The organism is Gorillibacterium terrae, assembly GCF_051594785.1.
GTDB lineage: Bacteria > Bacillota > Bacilli > Paenibacillales > NBRC-103111 > Gorillibacterium.
Genome location: NZ_JBPPGI010000001.1, coordinates 2,068,686 through 2,092,161, shown reverse-complemented (window position 1 = coordinate 2,092,161; position 23,476 = coordinate 2,068,686). Strand labels below are relative to the sequence as shown.

Below are 23,476 nucleotides of genomic sequence, written 5' to 3'. Positions count from 1 at the left end.
AAACGGCTCCTTGGCAGGACATACCAAAAAGGACGATAGCCAAGTTCATGAATGTCCGTTAGAAAAGGAGAGCCGATCAAATGCCCGAACTGCCGGAAATGGAGACCTACCGAACGCTGCTGGAGCCGCGAATTGTCGGAAAGCCGATTGCGGATACCGAAGTCACCCGCGAAAAAACGATCAACGTTCCGGTCGGCCGTTGGAAGGAGACGCTGATCGGTTCGTCCGTTCGGCGGATCGAGCGGCGCGGGAAGCATCTGCTGTTTCACCTGCCGGACGATCGGCTGCTGCTGCTTCATCTGATGCTGGGCGGCTGGATGTTCTACGGCTCGCCTTCCGACAAGCCGGACCGAACCGTTCAGGTGAAGCTGAGCTTCGGCGCGGAGGAGCTGTATTTTATCGGCCTGCGGTTGGGTTACCTGCACCTGCTGGACCGGAAGGAAGCCGAGGCCAAGCTGGCCGGACTGGGGCCGAATCCGCTGGAGTTGACCGAGTCCGAGTTCAAGGACCGGCTGAGGAAGCGTCGTGGCACGCTGAAAGCGGCCTTCCTCGACCAAGGGTTTCTGGCGGGGATCGGGAACTGCTATACCGACGAGCTGTGCTTTCATGCCGGAATCCGGCCCGATCGGCGGATTTCCGACTTGCAGGAGGACGAACCCGGCAGCCTCTACCGGTCGATGCAGACCATTCTGCGGCAGGCGATGGCCCACGGAGGGTACATGGAGCACCCCCTCTATTCAGGGGACCATCTGACCGGAGGCTTCAACGACCTCTGTCAAATCTATGACCGCGGCGAAGAACCGTGCCTCCGCTGCGGCGCTTCGATCGTACAAACGGAGCTGGCGGGGCGCAAGCTGTTTTACTGCCCGGTCTGCCAACATTGAGAAGGGGGAACGGAGGATGCCGAGGATCGGCTGCCATATCAGCATACGCCGGGGATACCTGGAGGCTGCCCATTTGGCCAAGCAGCTCGGCGCAGACGCCTTTCAGTATTTTCCCAAGAACCCCCGCAGCCTTTCGGTAAAAGCCTTCAACAAAGCCGATGCGCTTTCCTGCGGCTCGTTCAGCCGGGAGTTCGGGCTCCTGTCCATCGCCCATACTCCCTATCCGGTCAACCTCGCTACGCCGGACGAGCACCTTGCGGAGGTCACCCGTCAGTCTCTGCGAAACGACCTCGAGATCGCCGAGGCCTGCGGCTCGCTCGGAGTGGTGGTGCATTTCGGCAAGGGAAAGTCCGCCGACCCGCTGACCGATTATCGGCGCATTCTCAACCTGCTTGATTCGGTTCTCGCTGATTGGAACGGGAAGACCCAGATTTTAATCGAAAATCAGGCCGGCGACGGAAGCCCGATGGGCACCACGCTTCATGAGCTGACACAAATCCGCTCCCTGTCCGCTTATCCCGACAAAATCGGCTTTTGCTTCGATACGTGCCATGCTTATGCGTCCGGACTCTGGCGTCCGGGGGGCTGGAAGGAGGTGGTCCGCATCGGCAACGAGCTGGGGTATTGGCAGGCGTTGAAGGCCGTCCATTTCAACGATTCCGTCTACCCCAGCGGCTCGCGCAAGGACCGCCACGCCAACCTGGGCCGGGGAACCGTCGGAGTCGAACAGCTTTGCGAGGTCCTTCAGACGCCTGTACTGCGGGAAATTCCCTTTGTCCTGGAGACAGGAGCAGGAGCGGACGGAACGCATCGGGCCGAGATTGCGGAAGCCCGGAGGTGGGCAGAAGCCGCCGTAGAGGACTAGGCGAAGGTTATCGTCGCACCAGGAATTTTTCATCGCAAAATGGCTGGAAATGCTTGTTCGGCCGGGCTACAATGGAGAAATCCGAGAAAAAAAGCCCAATCCGGATAAAGCGAGGGGAAGCCATGAAGCCTGTCATAGAACTGAACGCCATTACCTTCATTCGCTCGGAGCGAACCATTCTGCGGGATATCTCCCTATCCTTGTCGGAAGGAGAGCACTGGGTCATTCTCGGCCGCAACGGCTCGGGAAAAACCACCCTGCTCGAGATGATCAACGGCTACCTGTTTCCTACATCGGGAAGAGTCCGGGTGTTGGGGGAATGGTACGGGGAGACCGATGTGCGGGAGATGCGCAAGCGGATCGGCTACATCAGCCAGGCCTTGTTCGAGAAAATGTCGCTCTCCGATCCCGTTTGGGAAGTGGTGGCAACCGGCGCGTATGCCTTTTTGCGCTTTTATCAGCGGATTCCGGCCGAGGTGAAGGAGAAAGCGCTGGAGCTGATCGAGTTTGTCGGTCTGGCCAAGGTGAAGGATCAGCCGCTCGGGACGCTGTCCCAGGGGGAACGCAAGAAGATCATGCTGGCCCGAACGCTGATGAGCGAACCGGCCGTCCTGATCATGGACGAACCTTGCGCCGGGCTCGATCTGTACGAACGCGAGCGGTTTCTCGCCAATATCGGCGAGCTGCATCGACGTGATCCGAAGCTGCTGATGATTTACGTCACGCACCACGTGGAAGAGATCATGCCCGCCTTCACCCACTGCGCCCTGCTGGACGACGGGGCACTCGTCAAAGCGGGGGAGAAGGAGACGGTGCTTCGCTCCGATACGCTGTCCCAAGCGTTCGGCGTTCCCGTCCGGCTTGATTGGTTCCAGGGAAGGCCGTGGGTGAAAGTGGAATCGCTTGGCGATCTGAACTAATTCATGACATTAAACAAATAATTTAATTGCGTTAATTATCCCTCCTTGCGTTCCCTTTGGGGAATTAAAGATGGACAATATTCCCACATCGACCCTATACTGTGGGACATATCAGTCCGCAAAGGAGGGATATTTGCGTTTTGCAGCAACCGCACATCCGCCAGGAGCCGCTGAAGCCCGGCGACCTGGTGGGCAACCGATACCGCATTCTGTCCGAGATCGGCCGGGGCGGCATGAGCACCGTCTATTTGGCCGAAGATACCCGCTTGCCGGAGAAGGTTTGGGCGCTGAAGGCTTCGCTGCGCCATGCCTGCGACCCGCGCGGCTTCGAGGAGGAAGCCCGGATGCTGTCGCATCTGGAGCATCCCTTTTTGCTCAAGGCGGTCGACTTTTTTCCGCCGGACGAGCGCGGCTACAGCTTCCTCGTGACCGATTACATCAAGGGCAAGACACTGCAGGCCTGCTTCGAGCAGGGGGAGCTGACGGTGCGCCGGGTCATGGAGATCGCCGGGCAGCTTAGCAGCCTGTTCGACTACCTGCACCATCTCGAGCCGAAGCCTGTCATCTACCGGGACTTGAAGCCGGGTAATGTGATGATCGACGAACAGGGTCATGTTCGCTTGATTGACTTCGGCATCGCCCGCAATTACTCTGCCGGCTCCGCGGGGGATACCGTGAGCTTCGGCACCCTGGGCTTCGCATCTCCCGAGCAGTTGGAGCAGGGTACCACCGACGCCCGCAGCGATCTGTATTCCCTCGGGGCCCTGTGCCATTATCTGCTTTATCAAGGGGCGCACTATCGGGGAGGGGAACTCTCCGAAGCCGGGCATGTGCCGCCCGAACTGAGAGCCCTGCTGGTCCGGCTGCTGCAGAGGAATCCGGACCGCCGCTTTCAGACGGCCCGGGAGCTGTCGGCGACGATCGCCGATGTGTTGAACCGGCCGACCGCTTCCGTCGGGGGCGGGCCCGCCGGCTTCCCGGCTTCCCCGGCCGCACCCGCCGCCGCGCAGCTTCGGCGGCAGATGTTGATCGCAGGCAGCCTCTACCCGGGGGCGGGCTCCACCTTCTTCGCGGTGGCTTTGTGCCGGTCGCTGGCGAGCTTGGGCCTCGCCCACACGCTGATCGAGTTTCCCGCCAACGAGCCGGAGCTGTACTCCCTTCTCCACGGGGAAAAGCACGCTCCGCCCCGCTATCGGTCCGTCCAAGAGCTGCTCCAGAGGCAGCTGGGCGACGAGCGAAGACCGTGGCGCGATCGTTTCACCGAGTGGCTGCCGCTCGATCCGGAGCGGCCGGCGGAGGCGGCGGATTCGTTCATCCGCCTGCTGCCCTCGGTCAAGAACGGCATCGCCATTCTGGATCTTTCGTCGAACTGGAGCCATCCGGCGGCCCGGGAATGGATCGCGATGGCCGATGGTATCATCGGCGTGGCGGGCCCGCATCCGGCCAAGCTGGCAGCGCCTTCCTGCCGGAGCCGGGTCCGGCTTCTCGCCGAATGGAAGGAGCAGGGTCGTCCGGTCTATCTGGCCGGTACCCGCGATTCCGGATTCGCCGGGCGCAAGGAGTGGCTGGAGGCCCTTCCCTTCAGTCCTTCCGCCGTGCTTCCCGAGCTGCCGGCCCAAGCGGTCCTTGAGGCCGAATGGAAGGGCAAGCGCGTTCAGGACGATCCCGTGCTCGGCCCCCGGCTGGAGGAAGCGCTGCGGCCGTTGCTCGCAGAGCTGCTGCCGGACGGAGGCGACCGTCGCAGCCGCAAGGGCCTGCGAGGGTGGTTTCGCCGGGCCTGAGCAAAAAAACCATGCCGCCCTCTTGTAATCTCCGGTTGATGTGATATACTCAAACCAATTTCATTCTTCGTGCGGAAGCGCCGCCGATACAGAAGCTTAGGCTCTGTGTTGGCGGCGTTTTTTCTTTTGTCGAACCGGCCGGAAGGAGGCGTTCGAGGTGGAGCATTGGTTTCGCGACCGCTTTAAATTCATGTTTGTGGCTTTGGCGATGGGGGTTGTTCTTACCCAGTACTGGCACTTCGTCTTCTAGTCCATCCTGTGCGGGAAAAGCATGGCTTGAGCTTGGAGCAGATCATCGATCAGGAGGGATACCGCATGCGGCAAATCCGGCTGGGTGTGCTGGATCGGGATTTGGAATATTTGGAGCCGCTGAAGGCTTATTTTCGGAGCAGCGAAGGGGGCGATACGGCGAAGGCTTTTCGGCTCGCGGCGTTTACCCGAAAAGAAGCGCTGGAGGCTTACCACGCGGAGTCGGGCACGCTCGATCTTCTGCTGGTGGGCGGCGGGTTTACCGGCGAGTTGGCAACCTTGGCGGAATTCGCGGCGGTTTGCTGCGACTTTGGCGAAGCCCCGCTCGCTCGGACGGCTGAGCCGGCCCAACGAATTCCGTTCGTCGCCAAGTACCAGCCGCTCGATCAACTGACCGCCGCCTTGCGGACGATCGCCGCCGAACGGCTGAAGGAGGAACCGGGACGCCCGGGACCATCCACTCGGACGGTTGCCGTTTATTCCGCAGCAGGCGGCTGCGGTAAATCGATGGCGGCCTGGAATCTCGCAGCCGGATTGGCGTATTACGGCAGCCGGACCCTGTATGCCAGCCTGGAAGAGTTTCAATCGGAGCATCCGTTTGCGGAAGCGAGCGAAGAAGACCGGTACGGCAGACTGCTCTATTACGCGAAGACGGACCCGAAGAGCTTGTCTACCCGTCTCGGGGCGTTGGTTCAGTCGGACCCCAAGTCCGGGTTGTTCTCCGTCGAGTCCCTCGCGCACAGCGGCGATATCCACTCCTTGACGAGGGAAGAGACTTCCGGCTTGATCGACGGGATGCGCGCTGCCGGCTATCAGTATATCGTGCTGGATCTGCCCGCATCCCTGGATGAACGGGCCGAGGCCGCCTTGCGGAGCAGCGACGCGGTTCTCTGGCTGATTACCGACGATGCGGTTTCGTCCCAGAAGACCGCCAGGGCTATCGTCGAATGGGTCGGCCGGCTCGGCGAGCCGTTCAAGGACCGCATCGTGCTCGGCGTCAACCGGTTCACGGGAGCGCCGGGAATGAGCCAAGAAGCGGCGGCGGGTCTGGTTCCGGCCTTTCGCCTTCCGTATGTGCCGGAATGGAAGAATGTCGCTTCGCCCGCCCAGCTGTTGAACCCGGGCTTCCAGGACCTGCTTGCAGGAGCGGTCCAAGCCTATTTTGCCGAAAAGGAGGAATTCGCCCGTGCTTGAAGCAGCGGCCATGGAGATCCGCGCTCGCATGCTCGGTTTTCTCGAAGGCGGTTCATCCAAGTCGGACGGGGAATTGCGGGAGGCCATCGAAGAAGAAGTGTTTCGTCTCTCCCGGCACAGCCACCTCTCCGCCGACCAGAAGCGGAAACTGGTGGAGCGGGTGTTTCATTCCTTCCGGGGCTTGGACATCCTGCAACCGCTTCTCGAAGATCCGACGATCACCGAGATCATGATCAACAGCCACGAGGAAATCTTCATCGAACGGGCTGGGATCGTCACCCGCTGCGAGGACCGGTTTGAGAGCCGGCAGAAGCTCGAGGATGTCATTCAGGCCGTCGTGGCCAAGGTGAACCGGACGGTGAACGAGAGCAGCCCGATCGTGGATGCCAGGCTCGCCGACGGCTCGCGGGTGAACGTCGTGCTTCCCCCGGTCGCGCTTAAGGGGCCGACGATGACGATCCGGAAGTTCCCGCCGCATCCGATGACCATCGGCGACCTGATCGCCAAGGGTGCGATTACGGCGGAAGCTGCCGAGGATCTGAAGAAGCTGGTGGAGGGCAAGTACAATATTTTTATTGGAGGTGGTACAGGTTCAGGCAAAACGACATTCCTCAATGCGCTTGCCGGTTACATTCCGGCGGACGAACGAATCATCACCATTGAGGATTCCGCGGAGGTTCAAATCCGCAACATTCCCAATCTCGTCGGGTTGGAAACCCGCAACGCGAACACAGAAGGAAGGGGGGAAATCTCCATTCGGGATTTAATCCGGTCCTCTCTCCGGATGCGGCCGAACCGCATCCTGGTGGGGGAGGTCCGGGGAGCGGAAGCGCTCGACATGCTGTCGGCCATGAACACCGGCCACGAAGGCAGCATCAGTACGGGGCACGCCAACTCTTCGGCGGATATGCTGAGCCGCCTGGAGACCATGGTGCTGAGCGGCGCGGAGCTCCCGCTCGCCGTGGTCCGCAAGCAGATTGCCTCCGCTTTGGATATCTTGATTCACTTGAGCCGCATGCGGGACAAATCGCGCAGGGTTACCGAGATTCACGAGGTCCTCGGAGTCGAGGACGGAGAAATCCGCTTGAATCCGCTGTACCTGTACGAAGAAGTTTCGGGAAAACCTCCCGGGCTCGTCCGTACCGGCAATCCGCTTGTATACGCGCGCAAGCTTGAATTCGCCGGGACGTCTTTCTCCGAAGGGAGGATGGACGTAGGGTGAAGCTTGCCATGGGCTTATTGGTTCTTTGCATTTTGCTGTTGGGCGGGCGGGTCGCGGCTGGCCGGCTGAAGGGAAGAGGAGCTGCCGCCAAGCCCGAGGAAGCAGCGGCGGCGGTGGAGATGCCGGACATTTCCGCAAAAACCGAAGGAACGCCGGCATCCGGCGAATGGGATTACCGCAGCTACCGGCTGACGCGCAAGGAATACGCCTTGTCGTGGATGGGAGCCGGGCTTGCCGCCTCGCTGCTGGCCATGCTGTTCTATCATAGCTGGCTCGCGGCCGCGGCATTCTTCTTCGCGGGGTTGTTGTATCCCAAGCGACGGGCGGTTCAAGTCGCCAGGAAGCGGCGCGAAGAATTGAACATGCAGTTCAAGCAAGCCTTGTATTCCTTGTCTTCCCTGCTGTCGGCCGGCCAATCGGTCGAGAATGCTTTCCGCAGCGTATCCCGCGATCTGCTGTTGATTTATCCTCACCCCGACACCCCCATTATCCGGGAGATGGAGCGGGTCGTTCGCCGGATGGACCACGGCATTACCGTCGAGGAGGCGCTTCGCGATTTCGCCGAGCGCAGCGGCTTGGAGGATGTGGTGAATTTCGCCGGAGTATTTGCGGTCAGCAAACGCACCGGCGGCAATCTGGTGGAGGTCGTCCGCCGAACCTCGCAAATCATCGCGGAGAAAATCGAGGTCAAGCAGGAGATCGCCGTGATGATGGCCCAGAAGAAATTCGAATCGCGCATCTTGAGCTGCGCTCCGTTGGTGATTGTGGCTTTTCTGTCCCTCAGCTCTCCCGATTACATGCAGCCGTTATACGGCAACCCGAGGGGGATCGCCATCATGACCGTAAGTCTGGCGGCGCTGCTCTTTTGCTTCTGGATCAGTCAGAAGTGGATGAACCTGGACATCTAATCGCGCAAGGAAGAAGGGGGTACCCGTTGGCTTCGAAAACGCTATGGGACCGACTCGCACCGGCAACCGAGCGAATCATGCGGATGCTTAAGGTCGAGTCTCGCTTTCCCTCTCTGTATACGAAAATTCAGTTGGCTTTCCTTCAGTTGGAAGGACCCGAGCCCGGCAGAGACCGGGCGCACGAGTTTATCCGGGATGCCCTATCCAAGACCTTAATTTCTATGCTGCTGGCCGCCGGTTTTGGAGCCGCTTTGGGCGACAGCGCTCTGCTTGCCGGTGCGCTGCTGCTGGCCTGCACGCTCCCCATCGTGCTGTATCTTCAATTGAACAAACGGATTGAGGCGAAGAAGCGGTGTGTGATCACCGAGCTTCCCGAACTGCTGAACCAGGTCGTGCTGCTCGTGAATGCGGGGGAAACGGTACAGCAGGCATTAATGAAGGGCTTCGGCCGGATCGGCGACGACCCTTCAGAGCAATCCCCTCTCGATAGAGAGCTTGTCCGGCTTCGGCAGGACATGGAGAATCAGGTTTCGCTGCCCATCGCTCTGGAGAATTTCAGCAAGCGGTGCGGCGTTCAGGAGGTTTCGCTCTTCAGCAATACGATTCTTCTGAACTATCGGCGGGGCGGAGACGAATTCGTAACCAGCCTGAGGGAGCTGAATCGGAGCCTATGGGAGCGAAGGAAGGCGCAAGCGAAGACGATGGGAGAAGAGGCTTCGTCGAAGCTGGTGTTTCCCATGGTGCTTATCTTCCTGATCGTGACCGTCATCGTCGCCGCGCCTGCGGTAGTTATGATGCAATTCTAATGAAACGAGGGATTTGACGATGAAAAAGATGCTGTCGGCATTTTGGAAGAATGAAGAGGGCTTGGGCACGCTCGAGCTGCTGCTTATCCTGGCGGTTCTGGTTCTGATCGCCATCGCGTTCCGCAAGTGGATTGTTAAGTGGGTTAATAAAATCTTTGATGATACGAATACGGAGATCTTCAAAAATACCGATAATCCGAGTACTCCAGCTCCTTCAGGAAAATAATTTTGCAATTTGCATGGGAGAACCGCCTATGAAGAATCTCCTTGCCCGTCCGAGAGCCTTGCTTCGTTCCAACACCGAAACCTTCCTGAATAAACAAGAGGGAAGCGTGACGCTGGAAGCCGCTATGGTCTATCCGCTCATCCTGCTGCTGACCTTCCTGCTGTTGTTCATCGCGCTGTCCGTCTGGAGAACGTCGGAGCTGGAGCTTCGGGCGGATGCGGCAGCCGAGCGGGCGGCCTTCAATTGGGACAATTCCTATCGCGATCCGGTAACCGGGGCTTATCCGGTCCCTGAAAGGGATGGGTTGTACTGGAGGCTGTCGCTCGGGGAGATTTCGTCGTTATTCCGCTTATCCGGCAACTCCTCCGGCAAGCTGGCCGTTCCGGCGTCAGGTAACGGAGGATTGACCCTTAACCAGCGGAAGCTGTACGTGCAGGCCAAGACCTTGTCGGCGGACATCGGCGGGGAACTGACCTATCGGAGTTCCCTGTTGGAGAGAAGCGTTCAGGCGGACTTGCATCGGGATGCCGGTATCCCGAGCTTCCTCGTAAGCTTGATGCCAGACAGGCAGACGCGGGGGGCGGCGGTATCGTATATCGCGGAGCCTGCCGAGTTCCTGCGCAATCTGGATTTGCTGACCGGTTACGCCTCACGGCTCCGCGACTACCTGAGCAAGAAGGACGAGGTTGGCTCCCTGGACGCCTTTTCGGAAGATAAACCGGCCCCCTATATAGACGAGGAAAATGATGCGAAGATCTATATTCAAGAGTTGGTGAACGGAAAGCCTAAAGTTATTAAGACTTATCCAATTGGAACTGAACGTAGGTATGATGCTATTGACTCGGATGGAATTGCTCACGATGCCAAATATAATTTAAGGAAGGAGTTGGCATTGGAAGAAATTAAAAAGGACGTTGAGCTGATCAAGCGGGGAGAAATCAAAGGCTGCGTCTGGCATTTTTTCCAGATCAAACGAAACAACAAAGGTGCCGATCTGACTCCTTCCCTGCGTGCAGAACTAGAGAAGAACGGCATTACCGTCGTCATCCATCAATTGTAAAGGGGGAGATCGGTATGCGGCGGAGGTTAAAGCGGCTGTTCGTCAAGGAGGACGGTTCGGTATCGGTCTATCTGATCGCGATTCTGCTTCCGGTCTTCCTCTTTCACGCCGTTCTCATCGACCTGGTTCGCTATGAATTGGCGGAACGGCAGACGGAGCGGGCGGTCAAGGCGGCCGCTCGTTCGGTCATGTCGGAATACGAGACTCCCTTGAGAGAGTATGGGTTGTTTGGCCGGGACGACGATACAGCCGAGATGAACGAGCTGTTTGCTTCCATTTTGGAACGGAATTTCGTCGCGAAGGACCGGCAGACGGGTTTCGCCTACCTCGACATCGCCTATCAAGCGGGCAGCGGTTCCGTCTCGCCCCTCTACAGCTTGGGGAATCAACAGATTCTTCGCGACCAGGTCAATGAGGACATGAAGTATCAAGCCCCGATTGAATTTGCTTTGGGACTGGTGGACAAATTCCGCAAGCCCGGTTCCCTGGAAGGGATGGATTCCGCTTCCGAGCTGTATGACCATTCCACCGATCTGGAGAAGCGCTGGGAGGAACTGAACAACCAACTGGACAAGTGCTGGAAGCAAGCCCGTGAGCTTAGCGAAAAAGCCAAGAGCACTGCCGCCGGTTACGAAAGCAAGCTGGAGGAATTGAAGGCGCTCTCCGATAAAACCGGCCTGACGACGGCAGTAGAGGTAGAGAAGTCGATTTCGGAAATCGGGCAATCGATTACGGCGGCTCAGAATTCGCTTACAAGCTTGGCGATCTCGATGCAGCAGCAGCAAAGTTCGCTTACCGAGCTAAAGAAGCACGCCAAACAAAATGCCGCGAAAATTAAAGAGCTGCAAAGCTCCATCGCAGCGCTCGATAGTCAGATGTCCGAGCTGCGGTCCTCCTTGAACGAATTGGATCGCCGGAAAGAGAGCGCACAGCAGCTGCTTAAGGACCTGGCGGACTATGCGGTTAAAGCGGCAGCCTCCCGTTCGGAGATGGAGCGCGACCAAACCGAGCTGACCCGACTTGGACGGGAGCTCAATCAGGAAATCGGAATCGCCCAGAATCTGAACACTTCGCTGCGCAAAGAAAAGGAGCGCTTAATCGCGGAGACCGCAGGAGACAGTACCGCTTCAAGGATCTATCAAGCGGTTCCGGTGCTGTCGGACGATTATTTCATGCATTACCAGATCGACAGCGGCAAGGCGGTGTCCTCTTTCTCGGCGCTGGCGATTCACTGGAAAGCAGCCGCGTTCTTCACAGGGGCTGACTACGACTCGCTCAAAACAGCGCGCGAAGAAGTAGCGAAGCTGGCCGACCAGTTCATCGCCAGGCAGGAACCGCTGGAGACGGCCCGCATGGCCAAGCGTAAGAATCAAACCGAGCAGCAGAAGAACGCGGAATCCGACCTAAAAAAGCTGCTTAGCGGGTCCTCCTCCATCGCCGGTACCTGTACCGATACGAACAGTGAAGCTTACCGGCGCCTAAGCGGAACCGGCGACAATGGGGATGCCGGCTTATACGGCAAATACATGCGGCTGAACCAGGCCGGCTCAATCGAGGAAGGAACCGGCGGTTTGCAGAGTGCGGACGACTCGACAGCCCGGACGAATATCAAGAAGGCGCTCTCCTTCGGCAAGCGGGTACAGAATTTATTGGCAAGCGCCCGGGGGGAGCTTTATCTGAATGAGTATGCGATGCAGCGGTTCTCCTACCGAACCGCGGATCTAAGCTCGTACGCCAACCGACCCTTGGCCGGTCAGGAAGGGGAGTACATCCTCTACGGCTTTAACTCCTGCCAAAAGAACAATGCCGCGGCTTACGGAGAGATGTATCTGCTTCTGTTCGGCATCCGCACCACCGAGGCGATGCTCGATCCGAAGAACGAACTGCTGAACGTCGGCTCGCCCCTCTTGGTCCTGCTGGTGGCGGCCGTGGAGGGAGCCGGACAAGCGGTTCGGGATATGGAGAAGCTGACGGACGGAAAAGCCATTCCGCTTATCAAGAAAATGCCCGCGGTGACAGTGACGTATGCGGATTTTCTGCGGCTGTTCTTCCTGCTGCACAGCAGCGACAAGAAGATGATGGCGAGGATACAAGGACTGATCGAGCTGAATACCGGACTGGATTTGGCCCATCAAACGACTTACGTAAAGGCGACCGCGCAGTCCTCCTTTAGGCTGTGGTTCTTGCCGAAGGTGGCAGCGACATTGGGCAAGGCTTGGAAGGGAGCGCCCGGCGGGCTCTTTCAGGTCGAAGCGGCGGCGGTGATGACGTATTAAACGGAAACGTTCGACCGGGCAACGGTCTTTTCTCGGCGGCACTCAGGGCAGCTTGACGCTGGAGGCGGCCATTCTGCTGCCGTTCTTCCTTGCCTTTCTGTTGGCTCTTCATGCCTTGCTCCGTCTCTCGATCGTCGAAATCAAGGTGCAAGGAGCCGCTTCCGAAACGGTCAAGGAAGTGTCCACACATTACGCTCCGATTGATCGCCTCTATGCCGAAGCCAAGCAAGCCTTGGGCGGAACGAAGACGGTGCAGGTGCTGAACTCCGTCATCGGCCAAATCCAATCGGCGCGCCAAGCGGCCATTCAAGCGGAGGAAGGCGCACAGAATTACGCCGCTTTGATTCCCGAGCCGCTGCTTGAACTGGTGGAATGGGAGCGGAATAGCCGGATGGAGCTGGAAGCCAGGGGACAGGCGGCGGCCGACGGAATTGTGCAGGAATACGTGGACCCGGTGTTAAACGCTGCGTTCAAGCCTATCGTCTGGCATTATGCGGACAATCGAGTGCTGCAAAAGGACCGTTTCCGCATTACCAAGGTCACTCTGCCCGATCTGAACGCGGACAAGGAGCCCTGGTTCGGCGTAAGCGTGGAATACGAGTACCGGCTGCCCATCCCGTTCTTGACCAAGACCATTACCATTCGCAAGAGCGCGATGGAACGGGCCTGGGTTGGCAAGCGGGAGTAACAACCGAACCGCATCGGATATGAGGATTTTTGCAAGTGCCAGGCAACAACGGAATCGGGGAGGAAAAACATGAGTTGGATTTTGCTGGGGGCGCTTGTCATGGCGGCCGCATACACCGATCTGCGCGGCAGCCGGATACCCAATGGGGTTACCCTGTCGGGGGCGGGGGCCGGAATTCTCCTTCAAGGAATCAGCGGAGGCTTGCATGGGGCGGGAAGCTCGCTCCTGGGACTTGCTGTCGGCTTTGTTCCGCTGTTCCTGCTGTATCTGATCGGTGCGCTTGGCGGAGGAGACGTGAAGCTGTTTGCGGCGATCGGAGCCATTTCGGGAGGAGCGTTTGCACTGAACTGCGCTATCTACGCTCTGCTCATCGCCGGACTCATCGGAATCGGCATCCTCGCGGCCAAGAAACTTCTGCGGCCCGGCTTGAAGCGGATCGGCTATTCCATCCTGTCGATGGTCCGGTTGGGAGACTTCCAAGTGTTAACCTCCGCCGGGCAGAAGAATATGCTGAGGTTTCCTTTTATGTATGCCGTTCTTCCGGCGGTCTTGCTGATGATTGTCGACCAATTGGCGGGAAAGGGGTGGAGCGTTCTATGAACGAGCTTCACGGGTTGATCTGGGATCAGGTGGAGAGGAACGGGCACTCGCTCGTGCTGCGGCAAGCGGAGCGTCCCTTGACGGCAGCCGACCTGAACTCAACGGAGCGGAAAATGCTCGAGCTGAGCCCGATTCAAGGCTTGCTGCCCTTCTCAGCGGAAGAACAGGACCTCGAAATCGCGCTTTTCTACAATTATACGGCCAAAAGACCCTTGTCCCAGGAGCTGCGCTTTCACCCGCTGCGGGCGGACGAAATGGCCCGGCTGCTAATCGACATCGTGTTCATTCTGGATCATTCGCTGGCTTACCTGCTGCAGGCTCACCGTTTCGTGCTGGAGCCGGACCACATTTATGCCGATGGGGAAATCCGCAGCCTGGAACTGGTTTATCTGCCGCTCTCCCGCATGGACGGGGAGCCCGACCTGACAACCCGCTGGAACCGATTGGTGCGGTCGCTTATCTCCATAAGCGGCGAGCTGGAAGGACCAATTGCAAAAGCCCTTCACGGACTGCTGGAACGGGAGGCTCCGCCCGCCGAGTACAAACAAAAGCTGCTCGCGGCGCTGCAAGCGTCGAGGATGGCGGAATCTGCCGGGTTGACAGATTCCGCCGGGGCGCCGGAGCCGGGCGTCCTTCGCGAAATGTCTCAGGCCGGTACCAACTCCGAGTCGGCATCTCTCCACCAATCGCGCCGTCCTGCGGGCATTGCAGCGTCCCCCGTCTTCGATCCCTCCCGTTCGCCGGAATCGGGCAAGCTCCACCCGGCTCCAGCCGGATCGGAAGAGAAGCCGCCTGCGTCGGGAAAGACGCCTGCGTCAGGGAAGGGAGACCCGGGCTCCTCTCCGTCTGAAACGCCGTCGAGAGCCAAGCTGTCGGACCGCACTTTGTTGACGCTGGCCCTTCCGCTACTCGCCGGCTGGGGAGCTTATGCTTGGCTGTTATCGGAAACGGCGCTCTATATCGCGGCAGGGCTCACCGTGTTCGTCGCATCCGTCGGCTATCATCTGATGCGCAAGCCGCAATCGGCGGAGGCGAACGAAGCTTTCGAAGCGGCGAACAGCCCCGTACGTCCAGGAAACCGCATACTGCAGCCTTCTCCGGCGGTCTTCACGACACCTCTGACGCCGCCTGCGCTGCACCCGGAAATCGATTCGGATCTCTCCGAGCGAACCGTACTGCTGTCCGACCCGAATGCCACGGTGCTGCTGAAGAAACCGGCTGCCATTGCAGAGGCGGAGCCCGATCCGTTTCTGGAGAGCAAGGAAGGCGAGCGTCAGTCGATCCGATTATCCATTCCGGATAAAGGCCTTCTAATCGGCCGCGATTCGCCCGAATGGCCTGCGGCGAGCGGAGAGCTTCGGGAATTGTCCCGCCAGCATTGCGAGGTCATCCGAACGGGACGGGACTGCTTCATACGGGACTTGGGGTCCAAGAATGGAACACAGCTTAACGGTACCGCGCTCATTCCTTTTAAAGAATATCCCTTAACGCAAGGAGACTGCCTGGAGCTGGCCGGAATTGTCCTGTTCTTTCGGGGGTAAGGATTTGATTGTGTACAAGGAAGTGGTATACTACTGATGAGAGTTCAAAGCTTGCCGATGCCTCGATAGGCAAAGCGACGACGAAAGGAGCTGCTCACAGTGATCACTCACCTTGTTTTTTTTCGCTTGAAGGATACGAGCCCGGAAGGCTTAGCGCGAACCCGCGGCGTTCTGCTCGACATGGAAGGGAAGATTCCCGACCTGCTGGAGCTGGAAGCCGGAATCAACGTCATTCCCCAAGGCCGAGCTTACGATATAGCGCTGGTTACCAAGTTCCCGACCCGGGAAGCGCTGGATGCTTATCAGGTTCACCCGGAGCACCAGAAGGTATTGGCGTATATGAAAGAAGCGCTGAGAGAGCCCTCCGTCTCCGTCGATTATGAATCGGAACCGAAGGATCTCTAGCAGAGCGGGGAGTTGTTGATTCGACGGGATGCGGGAAGATGTGACACCCTTCCTTGACAAATCTGCCAAAAAAGGCTGTCTGGCTGTCGAATCGCGGTTTCGGATCATTTTCGATTGTCCCAAAAAGTTTGCCCACTATTGTACATACAATTGACGTGGCGGTCAACTTCATATATCATAGATACTGAAGTTTTTTTAGTGAAGAATTTCATCTCATTATGGGGGCTAACATGTGTCGATAAGGGAGTGAAACGCCATGGCTTCGGAAAAGCGGAAGAAGCTGAGAATGGATATGCTGGATGAGCTTTATCAATTCCACCTTACCGAGAAAGGGAAGAAGGCGCTCATTCCGGGAAACCTCGAGGATCGGGATCCGGAGAAGTTTTTCGCGCTGGAGTACCTGGCTGATAAAGGACTCATTCGGTTCAAAGCGGAGAATGGTCAGTTAGTCGCTAAAATCACCCAATTCGGGATTAACCTGGTTAAGACCCCGATGATGGGCAATGCTTTACCGACTGCTTGAACAATAGAGCCCGGTGAACGGGGCCGGCCGGCTCGGCCTCCTTCCCCGGACAATAAAAGAGGTCACGCAGTGTAGTCCCTCTCGGGGGCGCTACACTGTTTTGCTGTATGCGGGTCATCATGGGGCGGCGCCATCGCCGCGAAGGAGCGGAATCGATGAAGAATCGGATCAATCAAGCTTATGTCAAGACAGTGCTGGAGGACCTGCTGGCCATTCCCAGTCCGACGGGATATGCTCATCGCGCCATCGGGAAAGTTCGGGAGGAAGCGGAAAAGCTGGGAGTCGCCTTCGAAACCACACCGAAGGGAATGGGCATCCTCACCGTTCCGGGGAAAGGCGAGGAAGTGCTGGGCCTGACCGGGCATGTGGATACCCTGGGAGCGATGGTTCGCTCGATCAAGTCGAACGGCCGGCTTCGGCTGACCTCCTTGGGCGGCTTCATGATGAACTCGATCGAAGGCGAATACGTGCAGGTTCATACCCGCGAAGGGAAGGTTGTAACCGGCACCATTCTCACCAAACACCCGTCGGTTCACGTCTATGCCGACGCCCGCGATCAAAAGCGCGAGGAAGCCAACATGGAGGTCCGCCTGGATGCGGACGTGTCTAGCCGCGAGGATGTGCAGAAGCTCGGCATCCGCGTCGGCGACATCATCTCGTTCAATCCGCGCACGGAGTGGCAGAACGGCTATCTCAAGTCCCGCCACTTGGACGACAAGGCCGGTGTAGCCTGCTTGCTCGGGCTGCTCGAGCTGTTGAAGCGGGAGGGCCTGACTCCACAGAAAACCTTGAAGGTATGCATTACGACTTACGAAGAAGTAGGCCACGGCGCTTCTTATATGCCGGAGGAGATCCGCGAGCTGCTCGCCGTGGACATGGGCGCGATGGGCGACGACCTGTCCTGTACGGAGAAGGACGTCTCGATCTGCGCCAAGGATTCATCCGGGCCTTACGACTATGAGATGACCTCGAAGCTGATCCGGCTGGCGGAACGCGACGGCCTTTCCTTTGCCGTCGATATCTACCCGAGCTACAGCTCCGACGCATCGGCCGCTCTCCGAGGTGGCAGCAACCTGCGCGCGGCGCTGATCGGCCCGGGCGTCCATGCCTCCCACAGCATGGAGCGCACGCATGAGGAAGCCTTGTGGAATACGATTGCGCTGCTTGCGGCGTATATAACGGAGTGAGCCGATGAGCGTGCTGAACATTGAGCAATTCACCAAGAGCTACGGGGAAAAGGTGCTGTTCGATTCCATCTCCTTCTCCATTGGAGACAAACAGCGCGTCGGCCTGATCGGCGTGAACGGAACCGGCAAGTCCTCGCTGCTTCGGGCGATCGCCGGACTGGAGCCGCCGGACGGCGGCAGGGCCCTGCACGCCAAGGATTACCGGATCGAATACCTCGCCCAGACGCCGGAATTCGCCCCCGGCATCACCGTCCTGGAACACGTGTTCCGCGGCGACAATCCCTTGATGCGCACGCTCCGCGAGTATGAAGCGGCGCTCGCGGAGCTGGAGAGCGATCCGGCGAATACCCGGAAGCAGGAAAAGCTGTTCGCCGTCCAGCAGCGGATGGACACGGAGAAGGCCTGGGAAGCGGAAGCCCAGGCGAAGACGATTCTCGGCAAGCTCGGCATCCGCGAGTACGGCAAGGAAGTGGCGGCGCTGTCGGGCGGACAGCGCAAGCGGGTCGCCCTCGCGAGCGCCCTCATCCATCCGGCCGACCTGCTGCTGCTGGACGAACCGACCAACCACATCGACAACGAGACCGTTCAGTGGCTGGAGGAAGAGCTCGGGCGATACCGGGGAGCCCTGCTCCTGGTGACCCACGACCGCTACTTCCTCGACCGGGTCACCAACCGCATCTTCGAGCTGCACCGCGGCAAGCTGTTCGTCTACGAAGGCAATTATTCCGTCTTCCTGGAGAAGAAAGCGGAACGCGAGGAGCAGGAAGCGTCGTCGGAGGCCAAACGGCAGAATCTCTTGCGCCGCGAGCTGGAATGGCTGAAGCGGGGAGCGAAGGCCCGGACCACCAAGCAGAAGGCGCGGATCGACCGGGCCGAAGAGCTGCGCGACCGCAAGACCGAACGGCCGGACGAGGCGGTGGATTTTGCTCTCGCCGGGAGCCGGTTGGGCAAGAAGGTCGTCGAGCTGAACGAAGTCGGCAAACGCATCGGCGACCGCATGCTGGTGAAGGATTTCACGCATATCGTACTGCCCGGCGAGCGCATCGGCATCGTCGGACCGAACGGCAGCGGCAAGACGACACTGTTGAATCTCATCGCCGGCCGGCTCGCGCCCGACGAAGGAACAGTCGATACCGGTTCGACGGTCAAGCTCGCGTTTTACACCCAGGAAAATGAAGAGCTTGACGGAAGCCTCCGCGTCATTGAATATATAAAGGAAGCGGCCGAGGTCATCCATACGGCGGACGGAGAGACGATTACGGCTTCGCAGATGCTGGAGCGCTTCCTGTTTCCCGGGCCGCAGCAGTGGACGCCGATCTCCCGGTTGTCCGGCGGAGAGAAGCGCCGGTTGTACCTGCTCCGCACCCTGATGGGGGAACCGAATGTTCTGCTGCTGGATGAACCGACCAACGATCTGGACATTCAAACCCTGTCGGTGCTGGAGGACTACCTCGATCACTTTCCCGGTGCGGTGCTGTCGGTCTCCCATGACCGGTATTTCCTCGACCGGACGGCGGACCGGCTGTTCGTATTCGACGGCAAGGGCGGAATCCGCAAGTTCGAGGGCAATTACAGCGAGTACCTGGAAGCGTCCGCCCGCGAACAGCAAACGGCCGCTTCGGCTCCGTCTTCGGCCGCGGTCTCTGCGGCCGGGCAGTCCGATACCCGCAGCCGCCACGACAAGCCGCGCAAGCTCTCGTACAAGGACCAGAAGGAATGGGACGAGATCGAAGACCGGATAGCCGCGCTGGAGGAGAAGAGCGCCGAGCTGAAGCGGCAGATCGAAGCCTCCGGCAGCGATTACGACAAGGTGCGGGACCTCTTCGAAGAGGACCGCAAGACCACCGAAGAGCTGGATCGGGCGATGGAGCGCTGGACCGAGCTGTCCGAGCTGATCGAGCAGCTGTCCAACCCCTGACGACCCAAGCAATAGCAAATTCATTCTATTAAAGGCGGTATGTAAATTGATCAGTACAAATGGAATTACCCTCCGATACGGAAGCCGCGCCCTCTTCGAGGACGTCAATATCAAGTTTACTCCCGGCAACTGCTACGGCCTTATCGGAGCCAACGGAGCGGGCAAATCGACCTTCCTGAAGATCCTCTCCGGAGAGATCGAGCCTTCGCGCGGAGATGTCAGCATCACCCCGGGCGAACGGATGGCCGTGCTTAAGCAGAACCATTTTGAGTATGACGAATTCCCGGTCCTGAAGACGGTTATCATGGGCCATGCCAAGCTGTATGCGATTATGGAGGAAAAGGACGCGATCTACGCGAAGTCCGATTTCTCCGACGAGGACGGCATGCGGGCAGCCGAGCTGGAAGGCGACTTCGCCGACCTGAACGGCTGGGAAGCGGAAGCCGATGCGGCGGAGCTCCTGATCGGCCTAGGCATTCCGAAGCCGATGCACGACAAGCTGATGAAGGAGCTGGACGGCAACGAGAAGGTGCGCGTGCTGCTCGCCCAAGCGCTGTTCGGCAACCCGAACATCCTGCTGCTCGACGAACCGACGAACCACTTGGACCTGGAATCGATCAACTGGCTGGAAAGCTTCCTCGCCAAGTTTGAAGGCACCGTCATCGTGGTCTCCCATGACCGCCACTTCTTGAACCAGGTCTGCACGCACATTGCCGACATCGACTTCGGCAAGATTCAATTATATGTCGGCAACTACGATTTCTGGTACGAGTCGAGCCAATTGGCCACTCGCCTGATCTCGGACAAGAACAAGAAGATCGAGGAAAAGCGCAAGGAGCTGGAAGAGTTCATCCGCCGCTTCAGCGCGAACGCCTCCAAATCGAAGCAGGCGACCTCCCGCAAGAAGCAGTTGGAGAAGCTCACGCTGGAAGACATCCGGCCGTCCAACCGCAAGTATCCGTTCATCAACTTCAAGCCCGAGCGCGAAGCCGGCAAGCAGATTCTCACCGTCGAAAACCTGACCAAGACGATCGACGGCGTGAAGGTGCTCGACAACGTCAGCTTTGTGCTGAACAAGGGCGACAAGGTCGTGCTGGCCGGTCCGGACGGCATCGCCAAGACGACGCTGTTCCAGATCCTGACGGGCGAGCTGGAAGCCGACAGCGGCAGCTTCTCCTGGGGCGTGACCACGACGCAGGCTTACTTCCCGAAGGAAAACTCGAAGTATTTCGACGGCGTCGAGATGAGCCTGGTGGACTGGCTGCGCCAATACTCCAAGGAGCAGGATGAGCAGTTCATCCGCGGCTACCTCGGCCGCATGCTCTTCTCCGGAGAAGAAGCGGTGAAGAAGGCGAGCGTCCTGTCGGGAGGAGAGAAGGTCCGCTGCATGTTCGCGCGAATGATGCTCACCGGCTCGAACGTCCTGTTGTTTGACGAGCCGACCAACCACTTGGACCTGGAATCGATCACCTCGCTCAACAACGGCTTGTCCGATTTCGACGGAACGCTGATGATCGTCTCCCATGACCATCAATTGCTGCAAACCGTCGGCAACCGGGTTATCGAGATTACCCCGAAGGGAATCATCGACCGGCTGTCTTCCTTCGACGAGTACCTGGAAAATCCCGATGTGCTCAAGCTGCGGGAAGAGTACTACGCGTAAGCAAGCAGAACTGGATACACGGAAAAACGCCTGCCCTCCAAAAAGGAGAGCAGGCGTTTTTAGGTTCGCTTGGGTTTCGTCCTCCCTGAAGGGAGATTGACGCACAAGGAGAATATGATATAATAAATATTCGAATAAATTATAAAATTATATTGTATCATATTTCAAATGAAATGTCAACAGTATTTTTCTGGGCTTCCGAAATGATTGTACCAAAACCGCAACGATAAGCTTCTCCCAAACCCGCAAGCCCATGGCGAAAGGAAGGATATGCGTGAAACTTTCCCTGATCTGGAACGGACTCAACGCCGCCGCCGAGGAAGAGCAAGTCCGCGAGCTTCTCCGTCTGGGAAGCCGCGAAGGAACTTCCACCATCCTACTCACGGCAGAGGAAGCTCGTCTGTTGCTTGCGGCACGACGCCGGTCTCTTGCCGCTTACGGCCGGGTGGAGCTGGATATTCGGCCGCTCAAGCAGCTGCTGCGCGCCTTTGGCGGTTCGCCGTATCTGGAGAAGAACAGCCCGGGCTCAACCCTGCCAGAACTGCTGGAGCTGTTCTATTATGCGCGCAACGAGACGGAAGACCGGCTCAGCGATGACCGATTGCTGGAGCTTCTTCGCCACTGGTATGACGGTGTGTGCCAGGGGTCGATCGAGCTGCTGCGCGACCGAGTGGAGCTATATGCGGGAAAGCTGCGGCTGGAGCTTGCGCGAAGAGAAGCGGAGGGAGAAGAATGAACCAACTGATAAGGCAGGAAGAATCGGACTTGCCGCTCACCTTTGCCGAGCTGTGTGAGCAGGAACCGGAAGCACATTCCGTACTGAACGCCTTGGTCAATATGGCGCTCCGAACCGGCCGTATGAGCGAGTCGGAGGCGGCGGCGATTCAAGCCGCGCTGATGCCCGTCCTGGGCGAACTTATTCGGCGGTACACGGGCGGTCGAAGCTCTTCGGTTCCGGCCGAGACGGCTCAGACGCTGCTGGGTTCGCTCCTCTATGCGATCGACGCATGTCTTACGGAGCAGAGCGGACCGGAAACCGCGCTGGCCCTCCTGCGAAGGACGCCGTTCAGGGACTTGCATGAACGCGGGATATCCCGGGTGAAAAATGACCTAGATGAGACGAAGCGCCTCTACCTGGAAGTAAGCCGGAGGCGGCTGGAGTTGCCTGTCGATGCATATCGGCTGACCCTGGACGAAGCGCTGCCGCTGTTCTTCCGGAAATACGATCCCGTCTTCGATGCGGGGAACACGATGGCGAGCATCGATTATCCCTTGGCGCTGGACGTGTCCGGATTGAGCGGGGTCTATTACATTCGGGGCTACCTGCAACGATTGGAGCTGGAAACGCGGTTTTGCCGCCGGTTCGCTCCGGACGAACGGCTCGCGCTTCTGGCCGGATACGGCCGTATGGGACGGTTCGATTACCGGCTGGAGCTGTTTAACCTGTTCGAGCTGATGCTCGGGCAGAGGATCGCCGGATACCTCTGCGGCACTCCGAGGGAGAAGCTGCTTCTGCCGCCGGAAAAGCTCGACGGGCTTAAGCGGCGTTGGTCGGGTTCCACCGCCGCCCCTATCCGGGACGAGGTTCTATCGGCCGTGGAGGCCATCCGCTGCGAACTGAGCCGGCAGGACTCCGACCTTGCGGCTTATGCCGCCGCCTGCGGCCGGGAGCTGGCCGAGCGGATCGCGCATGCCGGCGCGCTCGGTCGTTTGGACCGGCTCCTCGTCCCGCTGCTTCCCGAGCCGGAAGCCTCCGCTTCGTTTACGGCGAGCTTGGAGGACCGGATGAGCGATGCTGAGATGAGGAGCTTGCTGCATACACTGGAAGAGTGCGGGAACGGGGAGGAGAAGGCAAGGCTGATTCTCAGCCGAATCGTTTCCCTGCACGATTACCTGGATATTCTGGACATGGGTGTTTTGTACGGAAACGAATATGCTCAGCTCTTCCGAGGCTTGGGGAATTCGGAGCTGGCGATCCTGAGCGCCATCGTCTACCGGGAGGCGCTCCGGGAGGAGCAGGCGACTCTGGCCGAAGCCATTCGCGACGGCGGCGATCCCGAGGCGGAATGGGGGCGGCACTTGGGAGCTTATTTATCCGCGTTGCCGCCGGAACGGTTCGCTCTGGTCGAGCAAGCGCGGAACGCCCTCGATTACGAAGAGTTGAGCCTCGCCTGAGATGCAAAAGCGGCCTCTATCAAATCAGGACCGTCCCCCCGAAAGGGGAACGGTCCTGAACTTGGCCATGGGACGGGTCCGCTGCAAACGTTCTGCGGCAACGGACGAATGAAGCGCGGTTAGCTTCCGCCGGTGCGGCGTCGCTGATTGTTGACTTTCTTGGTCATCTGACTCTTGGCGGACATATTGCCGGCCCGCTGATGGGAACCCTTGTCCGCCTGCTGGTTCTTTTTCTTCTGCTCCAGCTGCTTGCGGATCGCTTCGGCGAGGCTGACTTTCTTCGGTTCCGACTGTCCGTCCTCTTGGGTGGTCTCTTGATCTTGCGGAGTGTTTGCCATACTATCACCTGCTTCATCTGTGATATAGTGTTATTGTATGACAACCG

At 58.8% G+C, this 23,476-nt stretch carries 22 protein-coding genes; 21 read left to right on the top strand and 1 reads right to left on the bottom strand.

All coding sequences use genetic code 11. The features are described 5' to 3' along the window. Positions 1-80 precede the first annotated feature (80 nt). The 21 genes from ACSEXS_RS09320 (at position 81) to ACSEXS_RS09220 (ending at position 23,091) form a co-directional block, all read left to right on the top strand. Complete coding sequence (locus ACSEXS_RS09320; protein WP_438432882.1) at positions 81-884, top strand: Fpg/Nei family DNA glycosylase; 804 nt, start codon at positions 81-83, stop codon at positions 882-884. Between the two features lie 16 nt (positions 885-900). Beyond that, positions 901-1,749 carry a deoxyribonuclease IV gene (locus tag ACSEXS_RS09315; RefSeq protein WP_438432881.1) on the top strand — a complete coding sequence of 283 codons (849 nt, stop codon included), beginning with the start codon at positions 901-903 and terminating at the stop codon, positions 1,747-1,749. A gap of 122 nt (positions 1,750-1,871) precedes the next feature. Next, a complete protein-coding gene (locus ACSEXS_RS09310; protein ID WP_438432880.1) occupies positions 1,872-2,669 on the top strand; it encodes an ABC transporter ATP-binding protein in 798 nt (265 codons plus the stop codon). A gap of 140 nt (positions 2,670-2,809) precedes the next feature. Next, positions 2,810-4,450, top strand: coding sequence for a serine/threonine protein kinase (locus ACSEXS_RS09305; protein WP_438432879.1), 1,641 nt, complete (start codon positions 2,810-2,812; stop codon positions 4,448-4,450). Positions 4,451-4,726: 276 nt separating this feature from the next. Next, positions 4,727-5,893 carry an AAA family ATPase gene (locus tag ACSEXS_RS09300; protein ID WP_438432878.1) on the top strand — a complete coding sequence of 389 codons (1,167 nt, stop codon included), beginning with the start codon at positions 4,727-4,729 and terminating at the stop codon, positions 5,891-5,893. 28 nt (positions 5,894-5,921) lie between these two features. After that, positions 5,922-7,115 (top strand): TadA family conjugal transfer-associated ATPase, encoded by a 1,194-nt coding sequence (locus ACSEXS_RS09295; RefSeq protein ID WP_438433118.1) that lies wholly within the window; start codon positions 5,922-5,924, stop codon positions 7,113-7,115. Then, on the top strand, positions 7,112-8,023 hold the full coding sequence (locus ACSEXS_RS09290) for a type II secretion system F family protein (RefSeq protein ID WP_438432877.1): 912 nt from the start codon (positions 7,112-7,114) through the stop codon (positions 8,021-8,023). Before ACSEXS_RS09295 ends, ACSEXS_RS09290 begins: the two co-directional genes overlap by 4 nt. A 26-nt stretch (positions 8,024-8,049) precedes the next feature. Next, on the top strand, positions 8,050-8,829 hold the full coding sequence (locus tag ACSEXS_RS09285; protein WP_438432876.1) for a type II secretion system F family protein: 780 nt from the start codon (positions 8,050-8,052) through the stop codon (positions 8,827-8,829). Positions 8,830-8,848: 19 nt separating this feature from the next. Then, a complete protein-coding gene (locus ACSEXS_RS09280; protein ID WP_438432875.1) occupies positions 8,849-9,055 on the top strand; it encodes a Flp1 family type IVb pilin in 207 nt (68 codons plus the stop codon). A 28-nt stretch (positions 9,056-9,083) separates the two neighbouring features. Next, positions 9,084-10,115, top strand: a complete 1,032-nt coding sequence (locus ACSEXS_RS09275; RefSeq protein WP_438432874.1) for a hypothetical protein — start codon at positions 9,084-9,086, stop codon at positions 10,113-10,115. A 14-nt stretch (positions 10,116-10,129) separates the two neighbouring features. Then, positions 10,130-12,391 carry a hypothetical protein gene (locus ACSEXS_RS09270; protein ID WP_438432873.1) on the top strand — a complete coding sequence of 754 codons (2,262 nt, stop codon included), beginning with the start codon at positions 10,130-10,132 and terminating at the stop codon, positions 12,389-12,391. Between the two features lie 52 nt (positions 12,392-12,443). Then, positions 12,444-13,079, top strand: coding sequence for a hypothetical protein (locus ACSEXS_RS09265; protein WP_438432872.1), 636 nt, complete (start codon positions 12,444-12,446; stop codon positions 13,077-13,079). 69 nt (positions 13,080-13,148) lie between these two features. Next, positions 13,149-13,679: an A24 family peptidase gene (locus ACSEXS_RS09260; protein ID WP_438432871.1), complete on the top strand. Its 531-nt coding sequence runs from the start codon at positions 13,149-13,151 to the stop codon at positions 13,677-13,679. After that, positions 13,676-15,220 (top strand): DUF6382 and FHA domain-containing protein, encoded by a 1,545-nt coding sequence (locus ACSEXS_RS09255; RefSeq protein WP_438432870.1) that lies wholly within the window; start codon positions 13,676-13,678, stop codon positions 15,218-15,220. Before ACSEXS_RS09260 ends, ACSEXS_RS09255 begins: the two co-directional genes overlap by 4 nt. 99 nt (positions 15,221-15,319) lie before the next feature. Further along, a complete protein-coding gene (locus tag ACSEXS_RS09250; RefSeq protein WP_438432869.1) occupies positions 15,320-15,625 on the top strand; it encodes a Dabb family protein in 306 nt (101 codons plus the stop codon). A gap of 256 nt (positions 15,626-15,881) precedes the next feature. Continuing rightward, positions 15,882-16,148 carry a hypothetical protein gene (locus ACSEXS_RS09245; protein ID WP_438432868.1) on the top strand — a complete coding sequence of 89 codons (267 nt, stop codon included), beginning with the start codon at positions 15,882-15,884 and terminating at the stop codon, positions 16,146-16,148. 155 nt (positions 16,149-16,303) lie between these two features. Further along, positions 16,304-17,335 (top strand): M42 family metallopeptidase, encoded by a 1,032-nt coding sequence (locus ACSEXS_RS09240; RefSeq protein ID WP_438432867.1) that lies wholly within the window; start codon positions 16,304-16,306, stop codon positions 17,333-17,335. 4 nt (positions 17,336-17,339) lie between these two features. Next, positions 17,340-19,253, top strand: coding sequence for an ABC-F family ATP-binding cassette domain-containing protein (locus ACSEXS_RS09235; protein WP_438432866.1), 1,914 nt, complete (start codon positions 17,340-17,342; stop codon positions 19,251-19,253). Positions 19,254-19,299: 46 nt separating this feature from the next. Then, a complete protein-coding gene (locus ACSEXS_RS09230; RefSeq protein ID WP_438432865.1) occupies positions 19,300-20,916 on the top strand; it encodes an ABC-F family ATP-binding cassette domain-containing protein in 1,617 nt (538 codons plus the stop codon). Between the two features lie 274 nt (positions 20,917-21,190). Further along, positions 21,191-21,652, top strand: a complete 462-nt coding sequence (locus ACSEXS_RS09225; protein WP_438432864.1) for a DUF6323 family protein — start codon at positions 21,191-21,193, stop codon at positions 21,650-21,652. After that, positions 21,649-23,091 carry a DUF6179 domain-containing protein gene (locus ACSEXS_RS09220; RefSeq protein WP_438432863.1) on the top strand — a complete coding sequence of 481 codons (1,443 nt, stop codon included), beginning with the start codon at positions 21,649-21,651 and terminating at the stop codon, positions 23,089-23,091. Before ACSEXS_RS09225 ends, ACSEXS_RS09220 begins: the two co-directional genes overlap by 4 nt. A gap of 119 nt (positions 23,092-23,210) precedes the next feature. Here ACSEXS_RS09220 and ACSEXS_RS09215 read toward each other — a convergent pair whose 3' ends face one another. Beyond that, positions 23,211-23,429: a hypothetical protein gene (locus tag ACSEXS_RS09215; protein ID WP_438432862.1), complete on the bottom strand. Its 219-nt coding sequence runs from the start codon at positions 23,427-23,429 to the stop codon at positions 23,211-23,213. Positions 23,430-23,476 lie beyond the last annotated feature (47 nt).

Excerpts from the sequence above, each read along its gene's own strand:
- ACSEXS_RS09320 (WP_438432882.1), top strand. The coding sequence starts at position 81 with ATGCCCGAACTGCCGGAAATGGAGACCTACCGAACGCTGCTGGAGCCG.
- ACSEXS_RS09315 (WP_438432881.1), top strand. The coding sequence starts at position 901 with ATGCCGAGGATCGGCTGCCATATCAGCATACGCCGGGGATACCTGGAG.
- ACSEXS_RS09310 (WP_438432880.1), top strand. The coding sequence starts at position 1,872 with ATGAAGCCTGTCATAGAACTGAACGCCATTACCTTCATTCGCTCGGAG.
- ACSEXS_RS09295 (WP_438433118.1), top strand. The coding sequence starts at position 5,922 with ATGCTCGGTTTTCTCGAAGGCGGTTCATCCAAGTCGGACGGGGAATTG.
- ACSEXS_RS09280 (WP_438432875.1), top strand. The coding sequence starts at position 8,849 with ATGAAAAAGATGCTGTCGGCATTTTGGAAGAATGAAGAGGGCTTGGGC.
- ACSEXS_RS09275 (WP_438432874.1), top strand. The coding sequence starts at position 9,084 with ATGAAGAATCTCCTTGCCCGTCCGAGAGCCTTGCTTCGTTCCAACACC.
- ACSEXS_RS09270 (WP_438432873.1), top strand. The coding sequence starts at position 10,130 with ATGCGGCGGAGGTTAAAGCGGCTGTTCGTCAAGGAGGACGGTTCGGTA.
- ACSEXS_RS09260 (WP_438432871.1), top strand. The coding sequence starts at position 13,149 with ATGAGTTGGATTTTGCTGGGGGCGCTTGTCATGGCGGCCGCATACACC.
- ACSEXS_RS09255 (WP_438432870.1), top strand. The coding sequence starts at position 13,676 with ATGAACGAGCTTCACGGGTTGATCTGGGATCAGGTGGAGAGGAACGGG.
- ACSEXS_RS09245 (WP_438432868.1), top strand. The coding sequence starts at position 15,882 with ATGGCTTCGGAAAAGCGGAAGAAGCTGAGAATGGATATGCTGGATGAG.
- ACSEXS_RS09240 (WP_438432867.1), top strand. The coding sequence starts at position 16,304 with ATGAAGAATCGGATCAATCAAGCTTATGTCAAGACAGTGCTGGAGGAC.
- ACSEXS_RS09235 (WP_438432866.1), top strand. The coding sequence starts at position 17,340 with ATGAGCGTGCTGAACATTGAGCAATTCACCAAGAGCTACGGGGAAAAG.
- ACSEXS_RS09220 (WP_438432863.1), top strand. The coding sequence starts at position 21,649 with ATGAACCAACTGATAAGGCAGGAAGAATCGGACTTGCCGCTCACCTTT.
- ACSEXS_RS09215 (WP_438432862.1), bottom strand. The coding sequence starts at position 23,429 with ATGGCAAACACTCCGCAAGATCAAGAGACCACCCAAGAGGACGGACAG.